This is a genomic window from Nitrospira moscoviensis, assembly GCF_001273775.1.
GTDB classification, from domain to species: domain Bacteria; phylum Nitrospirota; class Nitrospiria; order Nitrospirales; family Nitrospiraceae; genus Nitrospira_D; species Nitrospira_D moscoviensis.
On record NZ_CP011801.1, the window covers coordinates 4,232,775 to 4,250,633 of the forward strand.

The window sequence follows — 17,859 nt, forward strand, 5'->3', positions numbered from 1 at the left end:
TCGGTTTCGCAAGCGCCGGGAATTGTACTGAACCCGTTTTGCCGGAGTCAATGAAACGAGCGGCGACAAGGAAGGGATCACTCTTAAATTGCCCCCACCGCCGCCCGTTGCTATACTCGGTTCCGCTGGCATGACGCGAAGGAGATCGTCCCATGCACATTAGCGTGATCGGAACGGGATATGTCGGACTGGTGACGGGAGCCTGCTTTGCGGAGTTCGGCGTCAACGTCACCTGCATGGATAATGATGCGAAACGGATCGCGCGCCTGGAAAAGGGCGACGTGCCGTTCTACGAACCGGGCATTACGGAGCTGGTCGCCAAGGGACTGAAGGAAAACCGCCTGTCCTTCACCACCGACATCGCCAAAGCGGTCGACAAGGCGTTGGTCATTTTCATCGCCGTCGGCACACCGCCCAAAGAAGACGGCTCCGCCGATCTGTCCTTCGTGGAAGAAGTCGGGCGGGGCATCGCCCGGTATATGACGGGCTACAAAGTCATCGTGACGAAATCCACCGTGCCGGTGGGCACCGGCGAGGCGATTCGCGCCGTCATCAAGAAAACCCAGCAAGAGCCCATCCGGTTCGACATCGTGTCGAACCCCGAGTTTCTCCGCGAGGGCTCCGCGATCGAGGATTTCATGCGGCCGAACCGCGTGGTGATCGGCGCCGACAGCGATCAGGCCGTCGCCATCATGAAGGATTTGTATCGACCGTTGTACCTCATTGAAACGCCATTCGTGGTCACCGACGTGCCGACGGCCGAATTGATCAAGTATGCCTCCAACGCCTTTCTCGCGACGAAGATTTCGTTCATCAACGAGATCGCCAATCTCTGCGAGAAGGTCGGCGCCAACGTGCAGATGGTCGCAAAGGGAATGGGCCTCGATCACCGGATCGGCTCAAAGTTCCTCCATGCCGGGCCGGGATTCGGGGGGTCCTGCTTTCCGAAAGATTTGGCGGCGCTGATTCAAACGGGCGAGCGAAACGGCTTGCCGATGCAGATCGCCTCGGCCGCTTCGCGGGTCAACCAGAACCAGCTCAGGCAGATGGTGAAGAAGATCCGGGAGGCGACAGGAGACGTCGCCGGGAAAACGCTGGCGATGCTGGGGCTTTCGTTCAAGCCCAACACCAACGATCTACGGGAAGCGCCGGCGCTGGCGCTCGGGCAGGAGCTGCTCGCGGCCGGCGCGGCCGTCCGCGTCTATGATCCCGCCGCCCTGGAAGAAGCCTGCCGCGCCTTGCCGAAGCTGCAGGCCTGCCGGGACGCCTATCACGCGGCGGAGGGCGCCGACGCCCTCATCATCGTAACCGAGTGGAACCAGTTCAGGAATCTCGACTTCGAGCGACTGAAATCCGTCATGCGGCGGCCGCTCCTGCTCGATCTTCGGAACGTCTACGATCCACAGAGAGTCGCGGCGGCCGGCTTCCGCCACGTGTCGGTCGGGCGGCCGCCGCTCGATCCGCAGTGAGCCGGCTTCCTATGAAAGTTTGGGCAACTCCACCTTGGCTTCGTCCTTGACCTTCGGTTTATAACCCATCCGGTCCAGCACCTTCATGATCCGGCTCTTCAGCCGGTCGTCGGCCTCGGTGAGCGCCGTCGCCATCGGCTCGACGGCCGGCTTGCCGATTTTCCTGATGATCTCGGTTGCCGACTGCCGGATTTCGTCTTCCTCCGACACCAACAGGGGAATGAGCGACGGCACGGCCACGCCGCCCAGCTTGATCAATGAATCATAGGCCCGTTGCCGGACGTCGCCGACTTCATCCGTGAGGGCCGCGACCAGCGGCTCCACGGCGCGCTCGTCTTTCAATTCGCCCAAGACTTCGGCCGCGTATTTGCGATTGAGCCAATGCGGGTCTTTCAGATCCAGCAGCATCGCATCCGCCTTGGCGGCGTTGGGATCCTTCGCGCGGATGCGGAAATTCTTGGCGACGCGCTTGCCGCCTTCCTCGACGACACGGATCGTCGCGCCGTCTCCGACCTTGAGCTTTTTGAGATCCTCGAGCGCCTCCTCCGCTACCTCAAGGACGACCGTCTTCCCGTCGTAGGCCAGCAGCTCCACTTCGACCTGCTTGGCTTCGGGATTGACGGCCACCACGCGTTCGGTGACGAGATTGAAGCCGTCTTTTTTCTCGCCGCCTTTGGGACCGATTTGGATCAACTTCACCGGAGCGTCGTCTGCCATGTCAGCTATCCTTTAATAAAGGTGAACGATTACTGAGCGGCTTTCCATCCGAGGCTGGCCAGGACCCCCTCGACCGTCTCCTGCACCATCGTATTTTCGTCTTCCAACAACGGCAGCAGCGGTGGGATCGCTTCCTTGGCGCCCAGCCGGGCCAGCGACTCGGCCGCATTGCGGCGCACGAGCCAGTCTTCATCTTTCAGCGATTCGATGAGCGGCGGCACGCCGCGCGGATCGCCGATCTTGCCCAGCGCCTCCGCCGCATGCCGGCGCACCATCCAATTGTTGCCGAGCAACCCGTCGATCAACGCCTCGACCGCCCGCACGTCGCCGATCTTCTTGAGCACGCGCGCCACGTCTTCGCGCAGCGTGCTGTCGCCCAGCGCTTCGACCAATCCCGGCACGGCGCGCGGATCGCCGATCCGCTCCAGCGCCCAGACGGCCGCCGTGCGGACCGCCCCGTCCTTGTCTTTCAGCGCCTTGACCAGCGGCTCGACCGCCCGCGGATCTTTCAATTTGCCGAGCGCGGAGGCGGCCTGCTCCCGAATCGCCCATTCGTCGTCCTCCAGGGCCTCCAACATCGGCGCGAGAATCGAAGGCCCGATCCGCACCGCCGCGCTCGTCGCCGCTTCCCGGATGACCACGTCTTCGTCGGCCATCAGCCCGATCAGCCGCGGGATGGCGTCGGGTCCCGCCTGTCCGAGGCTCGCGATGGCATGGTCCCGCAGCGCCTCGTTCTCGTCGCGCAGCGCGGAAATCAGCTGGTCGATCCGGTCGGATTCCGTGTCATGACTCATGGCGATGGGTTTCCTTCCTGTCCCGTCATCTGCACGGCGGACAAGGCTTCCAGTTTATCGGCGATCAAGCCGGCGTTGTAGGCGACCAATCCGTCGCGGTCGGTGCGCAGCCGGTCGAACAAATCTTTATGCGGGCGCAGCACTTCCACATCCTTGATCTTCGCGAGCGCCTCCATCGCATAGACCCGGAGCGGCCGGATGGGAATCGCTTCCAAGTAGAGCGGGGTCGGCCGGGCGTCGCCGATCAGGCCCAGCGCCTTGATCGCGAGCTCCTTCACGCCCGTGTCCTTGTCCCGCGCCAGACGCTTCATCAACGGTTCGACGGCCCGGACGTCCGCGATCTTTCCCAGCAGATCGGCGGCCGCTTCCCGCACCAACCAATCCTCGTCCTCCAGATATTCGATCAGGATCTCAACGCTCGGCCGTCCGATGCCCAGGAGATCGATCACCGTCGCCATGCGCGCTTCTTCCCGCTCGCTCGCGCCTTCGACGTTGCGCAGCTCGTTGAACGCCGCATCGATCCGTTCGCGGATCGCCTGGAGCTTCTTGAGCGTGCCGACCGCAATGTCGCGGACGGCCGGCTGCCCCATGGCATCGATGAAGGCGTCGACCGATCGGGGATCAAGCAACTGATCCAGCATCGTCGCCGCCGTCACCTGCGCCTCCGGATCCGGATGTTTGAGCATGTCGCACAACGGCGCGACGGCCGTCGGGATCGCGCCGATGAGATGCGTGACGAGCCGGCGCATGTCGCCGTCCGGCATCTGGGGCAGCAAGGCCACCAGCGCCGCCGCCGTCTCCATATCCAAGACACCGGCCATCTGCTCCAAGGCCGCGGCGCCCGCTTTGCGGACGGCGTCATCCTCGTCCTGCAACAGGCCCACCAGCGCCACGCCGGCCTGCGGGTCTTTCAACCGCGCCAGCATGGCCGCCGCTTCCCGCTTCAACTCGGGCGAGCCGCTCCGCAGCGCCTCGATCAATGCATGAACGGCCCTGGGACCGCCTGCCACGCAGGCCGCCGTCGCGCGCATGCGCCGCCAATCCTCTTCGTGGACCAGCTCGGAGACCAGCGTTTCGATCGTTTCCTTCGACATGGCCGATTACATTTTTACCCTTGTACTTTTTCCTTGTGCCGTCACATCCGCCCCGCTCTCCATCCCACCAGCGCCAGCGTCTCCTTCACATGATACCGGAGGTTCTCGTCCTGCGAACCCGTCAGCAGGGGCAGCAGCAGCGGAATCACTTTCGAGCCGAACTTCGCCAATGCGGCGGACGCTTCCGCCCTGGTGAACGTGGGTGCCAGCGCCGCGACCAGCGCGGGCAGCGCGGCCTCGTCGCCGATCGCCCCCAACGCCCGCACGGCCGCGCCCTGCGTGATGACTTCCTCATTCCACCGGTCGCCGCACCCGGCGACGGCGCGGGGCGCATCCGGAGGGTTCGTGCCGGCCACCACGTCGATCAAGACGGGCACCGCCCGGCGGTCCCCAATCCGGCCAAGCGCTTCTACCGCGAGCGTGCGGAGTGCGGGGTCTCTCATGGCGATGAACAAAAATTCCACCGCTTCAGGATCGCCGATCTCCCCGAGCGCCCGGATCGCGTCTTCGCGCACGGCGGAATCCGCGTCGTTGAACAGGACCGACAGCAGCGGTTGGACCGCCGTCCGGGAGCGCGTCTTGCCTAACGCCTCCACCGCATGCAACCGCACCAGCCACTCATGATCTCGCAATGCATCCACAAGCGCCGGAATCGCGGCTTCGCCGATCGCCGCCAGCGCGGTGGAGGTTTCCTCGCGTACGGCTTTGACCTTGTCCTGCAAGAGCGGAATCAGCGCCGGCACGGAGCGGGGATTCTTCAGGCGCCCCACCGCCTTCGCCGCATGCATCCGGACGATCCAATCGCCGCTGGCGACCGCCCGCAGCAGAGGCTCCAGCACCCGGTCGTCGGCGATGGAGGCCAAGACGGCCGAGGCGGCTTCCTGGACGGACAGATCCGGATCGGCCAGGCAGCCCCCCACGGCCAACACGGACGGTTCCCCGATAGAGGTCAGCGCGGCGATGGCGGCCTCTCGCACGGATCGATCCCGGTCTTTCAACGTTGACACGAGCGGATGGACGGCCCGGCTGTCTTTCAGGCGGCCCAGGAGCAGGGCCGCTTCTTCACGGATCGCCCAATCCTCATCTCGGAGGGCGGCAATCTGCTCGGCAACTTGATCCGCCACGCGGCACCTCTCGAATCGAGCCGATAACCCTAACACAGGGTTTTTCGCAGGGTCAACGAAGTGACACCCGCTCAAGCCGGGTCTGGAAACGCGCGCCAAAAAGGTTCACTATTGTGCCGATCTTTCACGAAGGAGGGCCATCATGAAGAGCTTGCGACTCCCCGCCCTGACGGCGGCCTTGTTCCTCATCGTCTTGTTGGTACTGCCGGCCGGACCGGGACAGGCCTATGAAGTCTGGCTGACCGACCAGTCGGATACGGGCAAAGAGAGCGGGGGGTTCCTGTACATCTATGACGGCGCGCAATTAGCGGCCAACCCCCCGGGTGCGAAGCCGACGCAAACCATCGACTTCTCCGGCGAGATCGGCAAGTTCTGCGAAGAGGCCACGAAGAAAGCCGTGCGCCGCCCGCACATGTTGTTCTTCAACGCGGCCCAGGACCATGCGATTGTTTCCTTCCTGAGCGGACAGGTCCTCTTCATGGACGCCGCGACGAAAAAGCCGGAGGCCTGCCTGTCGATGGGGAAGAACGTGCACGCCGCCTGGCCCACGCCGGATCAAAAAATGGCGATCGCCGCCAACATCGCCGAGAAGAAGTTCATCCGCATCTGGACGGATTATAAGGCCCACAAGTTCAGCTTCGATCCCGAGAAAGACGTGATGAACTTGGCACCGATGGAGAGCGGCGAACGGCCGGACACCTCCCCGATCTGCCCCATCACCGAGGCCTCGAGCCGCTACGCCTTCGTGACGCTGCGCGGGGGCGGATTGTTGGTCGTGGATGTGACCGCGACGCCGATGAAGGTCGTCGCCACGCTGAACAACAATCAAGTGCATCCGGCGGGCTGCGGCGGCGTGCAAGCCGGCGGCACGATGTACATCAATTCCGGCGGCGGGTGGCCCATCGCGCCCTTGTCCTACGACGTCTATGCGTTGGATCTGTCCGATTTGCCCAAGGGAATCTCGGCCAGACTGGTGTCCCAGCGGGACGACAAATTCGCAGACTCGCACGGAATGGTGGGGGTGGGGCGGTACGTCTGGAGCGCCGACCGGGCGGGCAACAACGTGGAGATCATCGACACCCTCTCGAACCTCAGCGTCGGATCCGTCGACCTGGTGACCGACAAGAACCAAGACCCGGCTCCCGACCTGATGGACGTCGCGCCGGACGGGCAGTATGTCTTCGTCGGCCTGCGCGGGCCCAATCCCCTCACCGGCAACGACAAGACCGTGAACAACGCCAAGGGGACCATTCCCGGCGTCGGCGTCATCCATGTGGATGCGGGTGGAAAAATCGGGCACTACAAAGGCCAAGCGGCGATCACGAACATGAAAGACGGCAAAGAAACCGCCGACACGCATGGCATCGCGGTGAGGAGATAGAAAGAACTAGCTGCCGGACGTGCCGGCTGGCCAAAAGGCTGGAACGCAAGGCCGCTTCACGAGTGAGTGTAGCCGAGGAAGACCCACAGAAAGTTTTCCAGGCAAGGCCGCAGGAGCCTGGCGACCGAGGCATACCGTTCCGGTATGTCGCAGGGAGACAGGCGACGAGAACGCCGCCTGGGAAGCTTTATGGGGATCGGCTAGTGGGATTTCGCCATGTCGCCGGAGGGGCCGAACCGCCCCGTGTCGCCGAGCGGACGGTCGACGCGCAGATTATCGGCCTGGCTGGAGCTGATCTCGACTTCTTCGGCCGGCGGAGTCCAGCCGAGCTTCTCCAACGTTTCGAGGACGATCAACCGCAAGGCGTCCTTCGCGGTCAGACGGACGGACGCATAGGAAAGCACCCGCTCGCCTTCGGCTTCGACCTCGGACGCCTTGGGGTCATACAGAAAGGCGATGAGGGGCTCGATCGCCGTGTCCCCGATCACCGTGAGCGCCGCCGCCGCTTTTTCGCGGAGCACGCCGTCTTTCAGCAACATGATCAGGTCGGGAATGACCCGGGGATCGCGGAACTGGCCGAGCGCGGTCGCCGCGGCTTCCTTGATAAAGGCGTCCTCGCTGACGATGCAGCCCGGCGTCGGCGACCCTTCCTGCTTGATGCCTTTGCCCTTGAGCGCGTCGAGCACGGCCGGTAAGGCGCGTGGGTCGCCGATCATGCCCAGCGACGCGATCGCATGCCGCTTCACCGCCCCGTCCTTCATCGCTTCGATCAGCGCGTCGATCGCGCGCGCGTCGCCGATCATGCCCAGCGCGATCGTCGCGTCTTCGCGGACGGCTCGGTCGGGATCCTTGAGCGCCGCGATCAAGGCATCCACCACCTTCGGATCGCGCACCCACGTGCGGCCGATCTGGTAGTCGGTCGTCATCCCGCCCAAGGCGCGGGCGCAATGGCAGCGCACGACGAAGTCTTTGTCTTTCAGCCCCTCGATCAATGGATCGACGGAGGGCTCGCCGATGTAAACCAGCGCCGTGCCGGCAGTCTCGCGCACGATCTTGGAGGAGTCGCGGAACAGTTTGATCAAAACCGGCACGGCTTTCGGATCGCCGATCTTGCCCAGCGCCTCGGCGGCCGCGCTCTTGACTGCGCCGTCGCGGTCGCGGCACGCCACCACCAGCGCATCGACCGCTTTTCTTTCCTTGATGTTGCCGCAGGTCTTGGCGGCATGCTCCCGCACCCGCCAGCGCTCATCCTTCAGGGCGGCGATCACGCGGTCGACGACGGCCGGCCCCATCTTGGTCGCCGCGTCCACCGCTTGGTTGCGGACTTCCATGATCGGATCGTTGAAGAGCCCGACGAGAGCTTCCACGGCTTTCGGGCCGCCGATCTTGGCGGCGCCCCAGCCGGCATAGGCCCGGACGGACCAAAAGTCGTCGCCGCAGGCGCCGATGAGCGCGTCGAGGGTCGAAGGATCGCCCAGCTCGGCCAGGGCCTTCGCCGCCTCTTCGCGCGTGGCGTCGTCGACGTCTTCCAGAGCCTCGAGGAGATCTTCCAGTACCTGCGCCATAATTGCTTTATGAACTTATGTCACTATGGTTGCTGGTCGTAATACGAATCGCGCTGGCCGCCATGAGGGTACATCCGCTTGCACCGCACTACGAGGGTTTGCGTCCCGCGCCCCTCGATGCACTGATCCAGCGATTTGGAGAAATCGAGCGTGCCGTCCAGATTCACCGTGAAGGGGAAATCGAAGGTGAAGCTGATGAATTTGTACTTGCCCGGCTTCAGTTTCAGCTCCCGCTTCTCCGATGTTTTCGGCGCATCGAGCGAGTCCGGGTCGGAATTCCAGATCGAGGGAGTGACGCCGGGAACCTGCCACCAGGAGGCCGGAACCAATTTGGTGGCGTCGATGGTGATCGTGTGCTCGCGCAAGTGGGCGGCGGGAGGTCCGGCGAGAACCGGCGAGGCGGACAGCGCCAGCAATCCGACAATCAGCCAACAGCGGTAGTTCATGACTTGGACCGACATGGTGGTTACTGTTTCTTCGATGTGGCGGCGGAGACGGCGGCGGTCTTGAAGATCTCCTCGACCGGCTTGCTCTCCCATTCGGTGTGCGTTTCCAGCCCGAGGATGCGCATGACCGTCGCCCCGGTATCCAGGATCGACACGGGCTGGCGGATGACCTGGCCGGGCTTGATCCCGGCACCCGAGACGATCCAGGGAACGGTCGGCTGATCGGTCGTCGGCGCGTCCGCTCCCGGATCCGTCCCTTGGCCGCTGAGCGCGGTGACCATCACCGTCGTCCGATCGAGCAGTTTATATTCCTTGAACAAATCCAACACGGATTTCATCGCCGCATCGACGGCCCGCAACGCCTCCCGGTATTCTTTGGAATTCCACCCGTGCGCGACACCGGCGCGTCCCGCTTCCGGCAGATGGACCACCAATAGATGTGGCAGCGAGAGAATGGCATGTCCGTAGCCGTGCCCGCTGGTCGCCTTCTTAAAATACTGCTGGATGTAGGAGACGATCTTTTCCGGACCACATTCGGGTCTCAGAGCCCCGCACAGTTGGTAGTCGGTATAGGGTTCGGGCCGTGCCAGCTGATAGAGGGACTCGTCCATGTAGAAAATCGCGCTGTCCCGACCGCCGCTCAAATCCAGATAGTCGAAAAGGCTCGGCTGGCGGGGATAGCCACGGCTGAATTCGAAGGTGTTCCACGTGATGCCGTGTTTCTCGACCGGCATGCCGGTAATCAAGGAAGCCATCGTCGGCAGCCGCAGCGCCGGCTTTACGCCGGTGGCGGACCAGGTGACGGCTCCCTCTTTGACCAACTTGCTGAGATGCGGCATGGTCCCGCCTTTGAGCGAGTCCTGGCCGAACCCTTCAAGCACGAACAGGATGACATGTTCGGTGGCGGCGGGAGCGGCGACCTTGCCTTCGGTCGGAGCGGCTCCGGCTGGAGGAACGCCCGCAAGGGTCTCAAGCGTCCAGAGCGCCGCGCCGACAAGAAGGATGAGCGGCATGGATCGGGATAAGCGAGCCACAGGAAACCTCGTCATGGGATACCTCAAAATCGGGAGTGGTACCTTATCACGCGAATTTTCTGGAAGGCAAGGTGGCCGGCCGCCGGACTCCCGCTGGCGAAAGGGGTTGGGCGGTGGTAAGCTGACCTCGTTCGCCCGCTGAACTCTGTCAACCAACTAGGTGCGGATGCGTCGGTCTTCGTAAGGGGTGAAGGCGATGCGCAGGCGGCCGAAGCAGCAGTCCGGAGCCCGCCGTGCCTCCTCACACCGCCTTGGGCTGGCGATCCTGTTTCTCTTTGTCTCCCCATTCAGCGATTTTGTCTTCGTAGTCGACTCGGCTCAAGCCGAAATTCGCGTCGTCACGGCGCAAGGCGAGCATCGTATGGGCGACCGTGACACACGGGAAGACGCGGTCCGGCTGGCCACGGAAGCCGCCAAGCGGAACGCGCTCGAACAGGTCGCCACCTACTTGGAGAGCGTCACGGTTGTGGACGGCATGGACATTACGAAGGACGAGATCCATACGTATACGGCCGGCTTGGTCCTCGTGCTGGACCAGCAAATCAATACCGCACTCGACGGAGACACCGTCGTGATCCACGTGGACCTCATCGCGCAGATCGACACGGAAGAAGTCGGCCGGGCCATCGCGGCGCTCCGGGACAATGAAGACGCCCGTGTGCAACTCGTCGCGTTGAAGCAGGAGAACGAACAGCTGCAGAAGGACCTCGACGCCGCCAATCAGGCCCTGGCGACCGCCACGACGCCGGACCAGGCGCAGCAGGCCGCCCAGCAGCGGCAGGAGATTCTGAATCGCGTCCAATCCAACGCCATCGTGTCCCAAGCCTGGACCGATTGGGTGCTGGTGTCGCCGGTGGTCTATCCCAATCTCTGGATCGGCCTCGCGCAGACGCAGGCCTTGCTCAACGTCGCGCGCGGGTTGTACCCGAACAGTCCCCACATCGCGACGGCGCAGCAGGTGATTACTACCAGACAGCCGCCTGCCCCGCCGCCACCGCCGGCTCCTCCCGCGCCGGGCTCGGGCCTCCAGACGATGCCGAGTCATGAGATCGTCCCGTCCCCCGGCTCGCAGACCGTTCCGCGGACGTTGAACGAGATCACCCATCGGACGCCGACCGCACCGCCGCAGATCGGCAATCAAGCCGGCTCGCGTCAGCTGACGGATGTGCACCAGCTCAATCCTTTGCTGCCCCCGTCCGCGGGACAGCCGTCGCCCTCCCGATCCACAACACGACTGCAACAGTTCCTCCAACAAGGTGAACGCGGCGGCCGGCCGCCGACCATCAATCAAATCCATCCGCCGATCCCCCATCAGGTCCCACGGGTTCCCCATCGGTTGGCGCCGCGATCTTACGGTGCCGGTCCAGGCAACGGCGCCCGCGGTGGAGGAAGCGGCGGAGGCAAAGGCGGCGGGGGACGCGGCGGCGGACGAGGGAGGTAAGCCGGTGCGGATTCGATTCTTCCAGGCTGCGCTGATGTTGCTCAGCATGGCAGGCTCTACTGCCTGGGCGCCGCAGGTTCTGCATGCCGACGAGCCGAACGATGTCCGATCGCACGCGGACCGGTCCTTCGACCGGCTCGCACAGCAAAGTGAAAGCCAGGGCTCGAACCGTCCGGGCGCCGGCAGAACCAACCCCGATGACATGAACGGCGGGTACTCTCCGGACCTGTACTGGATCGGCAGGGGCCAAGGGGATTTGACCAAAGGGAAGATCGTCTGCCAGCGCGTCTCCGAATTGTCCGCGCGGACCGATGTGGCCAAGCAGATTCGCGTCATGGTGAAAGAGCACATGGTCGATCGCGTCCGAGAGCGGATGGGGCGCGAGGCTGAGCAGGATATCGAGCTGACCAGGGAAGAAATCGTACAGGAGTACCTGCACGGCGTGAAGATCGTCGACCGCCGGATCGACGAAGAGCAAAAGATCTGCACCGCCACCGCCGTCATGCCGAAGACGCCCATGCCTCATAAGCAGACAACCGATCCCGACACCGGACCTCCGACATCCCGGTAAAGGTTGCCTTCTTCCCGTTTCACCTTCCCCTGATTGCACTTCCGCGTTCACTTGCGGTAAGTCTGACTGCCATGCCGATCGAGAACAATTTTCAGCACGACGAGCTCTCTCGCAAGAACCCGGGAGATCGGTTGTCCACGGCGGAACTGACGGTTGGGGCGCAGCCGGAATCGCCGGCCTGGTTCGAGGCCATGGCAGACGGCGGAGCCGCGCTCGCTCAAGCCGGAGTCCACGCCGTCGTGTTTCTGCATGGCTCCATCCACGGCACGGACGTCTTCGGTATCCAGCGGTTGGACGAAGTCGGCGGGCTCAAGCGCGGCTACTCGCGCGGCGTGTCCGGGCTGGACGCGCTGCTGGCCGCCATGCGCGAAGGCGAAAACGGCATTCCCCCTCTGCCGGGGCTCAAGCCGCCTCTGCCCGATGACGAAGCGACGAAGGCGCTGGTCGATCAGCAGGCCGGTGATGCAGGCAACTTCACCCATGCGTATGTGAAGCTGTTCGAACAGGCGATCAACAAGCGCCTGTCCCAGCCGATCTCCTGCACGCGCATCCTCTGGACCTGCGAGCACCATCACCTGGGTCGCGCGATGGCCGCGGTGCGCTTGCTCAATTCGTTGCGCACTCTCTGTGAACAGTATGCGCTGGGACAGGGGAAGCGCCTGCTGGTATTCGCACATGGCCAGGCCGGTTTGGTGCCGGCGCTCGCCTCGAATCTGTTGTGCCCCAGCCCTATCACCGGCCGGCCGAAGCTGCTCGGGCTGCTGCGCGACTACGCCGGCTCGGCGAATCAGCCGCACTTGGGGGCCGCTATCTCGACCATCGAACCGCTCTTGAACGCCGGCACGCTGCTCAACGGCGCCTCGTTGGATGTTGTGACGCTCGGCACGCCGGTCCGCTATGGCTGGGACCCGTCGGGCATCGGGACATTGCTGCATGTCGTGAACCACCGCAATCTGCGGACCGACGGCAAGACGTGGCTCGCCAAAATGGAATTGCCCCAAATCACGATGGAGATGCCGATCGCCTGGGGCGGCGACTATGTCCAGGAACTGGCGGTGGCCGGGACCGACGCCGTGCCGGCCACCGACGTCGCGAAGAGCGCCAACAAAGCGGTGTGGGAACTGGTCGAACCGTACGACGGGTTCGAACGGTGGTTGGAATGCGCGCGCCGGGCCGTCCGCTTTCCCAGCGATGGACGCTGCCTGCTGGTCGATTACAAAGACTGCACCGGCTCCACGAACGTGCGCGACCACTACTACGGCCACGCGGCCTACACGAGACTGAACGCGATGCTGTTCAATCTGTCTGAAGTGGCCCGAGTCTTCTATCGTTCCTAATCTCTGTCTAATCCTTTCCACTCCTCGCCGGCCCGCTTCTTCTGCGAAGACGGAAATCCGTCGTTCGTGCTGCTTTTCCCATACAGAGTGAAGGCGCCCAGTGCTAGTGAAACCTCCAGACCCTGTAGAAACGCGCTTGGAATGCCGCTTCTGCAAGCGTTCTGACATGGCATGTCGCGTGCAACCTACCCCGGCGTGTTCGCGGGCATCACAACCAGAAAGGAACCACGCCACATGAAGATCGCGCAGGTCGCTCCACTGTGGGAAAGCGTGCCGCCCAAACTCTATGGAGGAACAGAACGCGTCGTCTCGTACATCACCGAAGAGCTCGTCCGCCAGGGCCATGAAGTGACCCTCTTCGCGAGCGGCGACTCACACACGACGGCCGACCTCAGGCCGGCCTGCCCGCATGCCCTTCGGCTCCTCAGCGGGCCCGTGAATCGCGACGCGCCGCTCATTCTCATGCAGGAACAGGCCTTGGGCGCCGAGGCGGAGGAATTCGACATCATCCATTCTCATTTGGATTTTTTAAGCTTTCCGATGAGCCGCCGCTGCGCCACGCCGGTCCTGACCACGCTCCATGGCCGGCTGGATCTGCCCGAGCTGGTCCCGATCTTTCGCGAGTATGCCGAGATGCCGGTGGTTTCCATTTCCGACTCGCAGCGCCTGCCGCTGCCCGATGCGAATTGGCAGGGCACCGTCTATCACGGCCTGCCGGATCTCTATGAGTTCCATCCCAATCCCGGCTCCTATCTGGCCTATCTCGGGCGCATCTGTCCGGAAAAGCGACCGGATCACGCCATCGAGATCGCGAAGCGAGTCGGCATCCCGCTGCGGATCGCCGCCAAAGTCGATCCCGTCGATCGCGACTACTTCGAAACGACTATCGAACCGCTGCTGGATCACCCGCTGATCGAATATCTGGGCGAGATCACGGATGCGGAGAAGTGCGATTTTCTCGGCGAGGCGGCCGCGGTGCTCTGTACCTACGACTGGCCGGAACCCTTCGGCATCGTGTTGATCGAAGCGCTGGCCTGCGGCACGCCGGTCCTCGCCTACCGGCGCGGTTCGATCCCGGAGATCATCGAAGACGGCGTGACCGGATTCATCTGCGACAACCTGAACGACATGGTCGCGAAGATCGATCGGCTGCCGTTAATCCAACGCCGGCGCTGCCGCGAGTCCTTTGAGACGCGCTTCACCGTCAAGCGCATGGTGGAAGACTATCTCGCGATCTACGAACGGATGGCGGCCGTGTTGGCGAGACCGAGAAGGTTCCTCAATGGCAGGTCGAGGAGGAGCAGGCTGTCGCGCATGAATCCGACTGGCTTGGCCATCCCTCAGGCTGGAACAGCGTGAAAAGTCCTCATTGAGATTGAGATAGAGCTTGATAGCCACCGGCTGGATTAGTGATCTCTCGATTGATCTCCGCCTGCCTGTCCTAGTAGTAGGCCAGGGCGTCGTGGACCTTAGCGAGGCTTAAGTGTGGAAACTTCGCGATCAGTTCCTCTGAATGCCATGAATAACAGCGCTTCCGCACAGATCGTCGGATCGCTGCCGATATGATGATTAGCAGTCTTTGGCGTTCCGTCTCCTACATAGCCGTGCAGGAGATATCAAACTGAAGGCCAAGAATATCGGCAGGCGGCCGGTCTCGGGACGCCGCACCGGGGCATCAGTTTCACCGCCATACCGTGCTCCAACACGGCTAGGGATGCGCTGCCCGCCAGTTCTTGCCAACGCCTAAATCTACTTTGAGCGGCACCGATAAGTTGAGCTGCTTCCCGACGGCTTCCATTTCGCTCTTCACCAGCCGCTTGGCTTCGTCCAGATCGTGCTCCGGCACTTCGAAGATCAGCTCGTCGTGGACTTGGAGGATCATCTTCACGTGCGGGAGGTCTTCGTGCAGCTTCCTGTGGACATTGATCATGGCGAGCTTGATCAAGTCGGCGGCGGAGCCTTGGATGGGGCTGTTCACCGCCATGCGTTCGCCGACGCCGCGCTGGACCGGATCGCCGCTGTGCAGTTCGGGGATCGGCCGGCGGCGGCCGAGGATCGTCGTGGTGTAGCCTTTGGTCTTCGCGTCCGAGATATTCCGGTCCATGAGCTCACGGACCGCGGCGAACTTTTCAAAGAACGTCTCGATGTACTTCTTCGCCTCCGCCTGCGACACGCCGATGTTCTGTGATAGCCCAAACGGACTGATGCCGTAGACGATGCCGAACACGACGGTTTTGGCCGCCCGCCGCATCTCGCGTGTGATCTGGCTGGACGGCAAGCCGAAGATTTCCATGGCGGTCGCCATGTGAATGTCCTCGCCCTTGGCGAACACGCCGACGAGCCGGGGATCCTGCGAGAGGTGGGCGAGGATGCGGGGCTCGATCTGGCTGTAGTCGGCGCAGAGCAACTCGTGGCCCTTGGGCGCGATGAAGGCTTCGCGGATTCGCAGGCCGTAGTCGCCTTTCACCGGGATGTTTTGCAGATTCGGCTCGGTGGAGGACAACCGTCCGGTCGCGGCCACGGTTTGATTCAGCGACGTGTGCAGCCGCTTCGTGTCGGGATTGATCAGCTCGGGCAGCGCATCCACATAGGTGGACTTGAGCTTGCTCAAGGTCCGGTAGTTCAAAATCTGCGCGGGTAGCTCGTGCTGCGCAGCCAGCTGGGTGAGCGTGTCTTCATCGGTCGAATAGCCGGTCTTGGTTTTGCGGATCGGCTTCAAGGCGAGCTTTTCGAACAGGACCGCCGCCAGTTGCTTCGGCGAATTGATGTTGAACTCCCCACCGGCTAATCGTGCGATGCTTTCCATCATCCGGTCGAGCTCGCGCTCCAGTTCCTTGCTCAGCGCGTGCAGCCCGTCGACATCCAGCAAAAAACCGTTTCGTTCAATGTCGGCCAATACCGGGACGAGCGGCATTTCCACGTCTTGAAACAGCTTCAGGCTACCCTGCTCCCGTAACCGTTCCTGCATGAGGGGCGCGAGCTTCGCGATGGCGGCGGCACGTTCGGCGGCCTGTTCGTGCGAGCCGGTTTCGACTTCGAACAAGGATGCAGCGGGAGCCGGCTCGCTTTCCCGCGCCCCGAGCCGATGGTCCAGCAGTTCCAAAGCCAGCGTATCGAGCCCATGGTCCCGCCGGTTCGGATTCAACAGATAGTCGGCGATCATCGTGTCGAAATAGGGCCCGGCCAGCGTCACGCCGATCCGGTGCAACGCCAGCAACACCGACTTCAAATCGTGAACGGCCTTGGTTCGCGTGGCGTCGTGAAACAACGCCGTGATCGGGCGCATGTACCCATGCACGTCCAGCGGGATGAAGGCCGTCCTGGAGGCCGCCGACAGCGCGATCCCTTGCACATCGGCCCGAACGCCGGGCGGACCGGAAAGGAGACAGTGCACCGCGACCGTCTCCGTCTTTCCCATCCGGTCGACGAAGGCCCTCGCCGCCGATTCGCTCTCGATCGTTTCGACGGCGGCATCATGGATCGACGCTTGCGGCGCCGACGGCTGCACCGATTTCAACAGGGAGGTGAATTCGAGCTCGCGAAGCAGCTCGACCAATCGGTCCTCGTGCGCCGGCTTGACGTGCAGCGCCTCCGCGTCGAACTCCACCGGACTGTCGGTCTGAATGGTCGCCAGGCGCCGGCTCAGCCGGGCGTTCTCGGCCTGCTCGATCAGCATGGTTTTCGTCCTGGCGGGCGTCACGTCCTCCACCCGCCGCAACAGCTCTTCAATCGTGCCGAACTGGCCGATCAGCTTCGTAGCCGTTTTCTCCCCGATGCCCTTCACGCCGGGAATGTTGTCGATGGCGTCGCCCATGAGGCCCATGATCTCCGCCACCCGCGCCGGCTCCACCCCGAATCGCTCGCGGCATTCCGGTTCGCCGATCCACTTGTCTTTGACCGGATCGTAGATCCGCACGCGGGGCGTCAAGAGTTGGTACATGTCCTTGTCGCTCGTGACGATCACCACGTCGTGCCCCGCCTGCTCCGCCTTGCGCGCCAGGGTGCCGATGATGTCGTCCGCTTCATGGCCGGCCAGCCGAATGGCGGGGATCGCCAGCGCTTCCACCACCCGGTGAATGTAGGGCACTTGCGCGCTCATGGCGTCCGGCATCGGCGGGCGCTGGGCCTTGTAGGCTTGATACTCCTCATGCCGTTGCGTAGGACCCTTCTCATCGAAGACCACCGCGACCGCGTCCGGGCGGTGTTCCCGCAGAATTTTGAGCAGCATGGTCGTAAATCCGTAGACGGCGTTGGTCTGGAAGCCTTTGGAATTGGAGAGCGGCGGCAAGGCAAAGAACGCCCTATAGATGTAGGCGCTGCCGTCGATGAGATAGAGGGTCGGCATGGGCGACGACACAAGGAAACAGGCCAAAAGGGAACAGTAGGACGTTCAGGGATCCGGCGCAATCGTCAGCGGCGGCTTGCCGAATTTCTCGCGCATGCTGTTGATGGCGCTGAGGACGGTCGGCTGCCCGATCATCTTGGCTTCCAGCTTCCGCTTGCCCGGGAAGTCCAGCATGGTCACTCCGATCAACATCGTCAGGATGCCTTGGCCGGGCAGGAACAACATCAAAAACCCGACGAACACAAATACGGCGCCGACGACGTTCTTTACCAGATGGCCCAGCCCCCGAAGCACCGGGTGGTGATCGGCCATCCAACGTCGCGGCACCCGCGTATCGAAAAAGTCGGCCGGCAGCCGCACCAGGATAAATGGGATCGCCACCAGCGACCCGACGAAAAAGATTAAGGAGAGGACCGTGAGGGCGACGAGTGTATCGGTTGAAACATACTGGTGAACCGCTGCCAGGAGAGCGTCCATCGGTCGGGCATCCTAACATGGGCCTCAGACACCCTCAAGGCGAACGGCGGCGCACAGCTCTGTT

The 17,859-nt window shown here is 63.2% G+C and carries 15 protein-coding genes; 6 read left to right on the forward strand and 9 right to left on the reverse strand.

The features are described from left to right. The first annotated feature begins 152 nt into the window (after positions 1–152). Entirely contained in the window at positions 153–1,469 is a 1,317-nt protein-coding gene (locus NITMOv2_RS20665; RefSeq protein ID WP_053381655.1) for a UDP-glucose dehydrogenase family protein, read from the forward strand. 9 nt (positions 1,470–1,478) lie between these two features. On the opposite strand, the gene NITMOv2_RS20670 is transcribed toward NITMOv2_RS20665, so the two are convergent. Genes NITMOv2_RS20670 through NITMOv2_RS20685 form a run of 4 tightly spaced genes read right to left on the reverse strand, consistent with a single transcriptional unit; the run spans position 1,479 to position 5,198 of the window. Then, positions 1,479–2,186, reverse strand: coding sequence for a HEAT repeat domain-containing protein (locus tag NITMOv2_RS20670; RefSeq protein WP_053381656.1), 708 nt, complete (start codon positions 2,184–2,186; stop codon positions 1,479–1,481). Positions 2,187–2,215: 29 nt separating this feature from the next. Further along, positions 2,216–2,980 carry a HEAT repeat domain-containing protein gene (locus tag NITMOv2_RS20675; RefSeq protein WP_053381657.1) on the reverse strand — a complete coding sequence of 255 codons (765 nt, stop codon included), beginning with the start codon at positions 2,978–2,980 and terminating at the stop codon, positions 2,216–2,218. Then, positions 2,977–4,074 carry a HEAT repeat domain-containing protein gene (locus tag NITMOv2_RS20680; protein ID WP_053381658.1) on the reverse strand — a complete coding sequence of 366 codons (1,098 nt, stop codon included), beginning with the start codon at positions 4,072–4,074 and terminating at the stop codon, positions 2,977–2,979. Before NITMOv2_RS20680 ends, NITMOv2_RS20675 begins: the two co-directional genes overlap by 4 nt. Positions 4,075–4,115: 41 nt before the next feature. After that, positions 4,116–5,198, reverse strand: coding sequence for a HEAT repeat domain-containing protein (locus NITMOv2_RS20685; protein ID WP_053381659.1), 1,083 nt, complete (start codon positions 5,196–5,198; stop codon positions 4,116–4,118). A 142-nt stretch (positions 5,199–5,340) separates the two neighbouring features. Here NITMOv2_RS20685 and NITMOv2_RS20690 point away from each other — a divergent pair, with 142 nt between their 5' ends. Beyond that, positions 5,341–6,579 (forward strand): LVIVD repeat-containing protein, encoded by a 1,239-nt coding sequence (locus tag NITMOv2_RS20690; protein ID WP_053381660.1) that lies wholly within the window; start codon positions 5,341–5,343, stop codon positions 6,577–6,579. Positions 6,580–6,779: 200 nt separating this feature from the next. On the opposite strand, the gene NITMOv2_RS20695 is transcribed toward NITMOv2_RS20690, so the two are convergent. Genes NITMOv2_RS20695 through NITMOv2_RS20705 form a run of 3 tightly spaced genes read right to left on the reverse strand, consistent with a single transcriptional unit; the run spans position 6,780 to position 9,624 of the window. Continuing rightward, a complete protein-coding gene (locus NITMOv2_RS20695) occupies positions 6,780–8,144 on the reverse strand; it encodes a HEAT repeat domain-containing protein (RefSeq protein ID WP_053381661.1) in 1,365 nt (454 codons plus the stop codon). A 23-nt stretch (positions 8,145–8,167) separates the two neighbouring features. Next, entirely contained in the window at positions 8,168–8,605 is a 438-nt protein-coding gene (locus NITMOv2_RS20700) for a hypothetical protein (RefSeq protein ID WP_053381662.1), read from the reverse strand. A gap of 5 nt (positions 8,606–8,610) precedes the next feature. Beyond that, positions 8,611–9,624 carry an alkaline phosphatase family protein gene (locus NITMOv2_RS20705; RefSeq protein ID WP_238590411.1) on the reverse strand — a complete coding sequence of 338 codons (1,014 nt, stop codon included), beginning with the start codon at positions 9,622–9,624 and terminating at the stop codon, positions 8,611–8,613. A gap of 196 nt (positions 9,625–9,820) precedes the next feature. Between NITMOv2_RS20705 and NITMOv2_RS24140 the strand changes: the two genes are divergently transcribed. The 4 genes from NITMOv2_RS24140 (at position 9,821) to NITMOv2_RS20725 (ending at position 14,332) form a co-directional block, all read left to right on the forward strand. Next, entirely contained in the window at positions 9,821–11,065 is a 1,245-nt protein-coding gene (locus NITMOv2_RS24140; RefSeq protein WP_187299295.1) for a hypothetical protein, read from the forward strand. Between the two features lie 4 nt (positions 11,066–11,069). Then, positions 11,070–11,636 (forward strand): hypothetical protein, encoded by a 567-nt coding sequence (locus NITMOv2_RS20715; protein ID WP_145976460.1) that lies wholly within the window; start codon positions 11,070–11,072, stop codon positions 11,634–11,636. 71 nt (positions 11,637–11,707) lie between these two features. After that, a complete protein-coding gene (locus NITMOv2_RS20720) occupies positions 11,708–12,973 on the forward strand; it encodes a hypothetical protein (RefSeq protein WP_053381666.1) in 1,266 nt (421 codons plus the stop codon). Between the two features lie 234 nt (positions 12,974–13,207). Continuing rightward, entirely contained in the window at positions 13,208–14,332 is a 1,125-nt protein-coding gene (locus NITMOv2_RS20725) for a glycosyltransferase family 4 protein (RefSeq protein WP_083448264.1), read from the forward strand. A gap of 349 nt (positions 14,333–14,681) precedes the next feature. Here NITMOv2_RS20725 and polA read toward each other — a convergent pair whose 3' ends face one another. Both polA and NITMOv2_RS20735 read right to left on the reverse strand, forming a co-directional pair. Continuing rightward, positions 14,682–17,318, reverse strand: coding sequence for a DNA polymerase I (gene polA, locus NITMOv2_RS20730; RefSeq protein ID WP_145976461.1), 2,637 nt, complete (start codon positions 17,316–17,318; stop codon positions 14,682–14,684). Between the two features lie 45 nt (positions 17,319–17,363). After that, positions 17,364–17,795, reverse strand: coding sequence for a PGPGW domain-containing protein (locus NITMOv2_RS20735; RefSeq protein ID WP_053381668.1), 432 nt, complete (start codon positions 17,793–17,795; stop codon positions 17,364–17,366). Positions 17,796–17,859: the final 64 nt, after the last annotated feature.

Excerpts from the sequence above, each read along its gene's own strand:
- NITMOv2_RS20725 (WP_083448264.1), top strand. The coding sequence starts at position 13,208 with ATGAAGATCGCGCAGGTCGCTCCACTGTGGGAAAGCGTGCCGCCCAAA.
- polA (WP_145976461.1), bottom strand. The coding sequence starts at position 17,318 with ATGCCGACCCTCTATCTCATCGACGGCAGCGCCTACATCTATAGGGCG.
- NITMOv2_RS20675 (WP_053381657.1), bottom strand. The coding sequence starts at position 2,980 with ATGAGTCATGACACGGAATCCGACCGGATCGACCAGCTGATTTCCGCG.
- NITMOv2_RS20695 (WP_053381661.1), bottom strand. The coding sequence starts at position 8,144 with ATGGCGCAGGTACTGGAAGATCTCCTCGAGGCTCTGGAAGACGTCGAC.
- NITMOv2_RS20665 (WP_053381655.1), top strand. The coding sequence starts at position 153 with ATGCACATTAGCGTGATCGGAACGGGATATGTCGGACTGGTGACGGGA.
- NITMOv2_RS20720 (WP_053381666.1), top strand. The coding sequence starts at position 11,708 with ATGCCGATCGAGAACAATTTTCAGCACGACGAGCTCTCTCGCAAGAAC.
- NITMOv2_RS20670 (WP_053381656.1), bottom strand. The coding sequence starts at position 2,186 with ATGGCAGACGACGCTCCGGTGAAGTTGATCCAAATCGGTCCCAAAGGC.
- NITMOv2_RS20735 (WP_053381668.1), bottom strand. The coding sequence starts at position 17,795 with ATGGACGCTCTCCTGGCAGCGGTTCACCAGTATGTTTCAACCGATACA.
- NITMOv2_RS20680 (WP_053381658.1), bottom strand. The coding sequence starts at position 4,074 with ATGTCGAAGGAAACGATCGAAACGCTGGTCTCCGAGCTGGTCCACGAA.
- NITMOv2_RS20690 (WP_053381660.1), top strand. The coding sequence starts at position 5,341 with ATGAAGAGCTTGCGACTCCCCGCCCTGACGGCGGCCTTGTTCCTCATC.
- NITMOv2_RS24140 (WP_187299295.1), top strand. The coding sequence starts at position 9,821 with ATGCGCAGGCGGCCGAAGCAGCAGTCCGGAGCCCGCCGTGCCTCCTCA.
- NITMOv2_RS20700 (WP_053381662.1), bottom strand. The coding sequence starts at position 8,605 with ATGTCGGTCCAAGTCATGAACTACCGCTGTTGGCTGATTGTCGGATTG.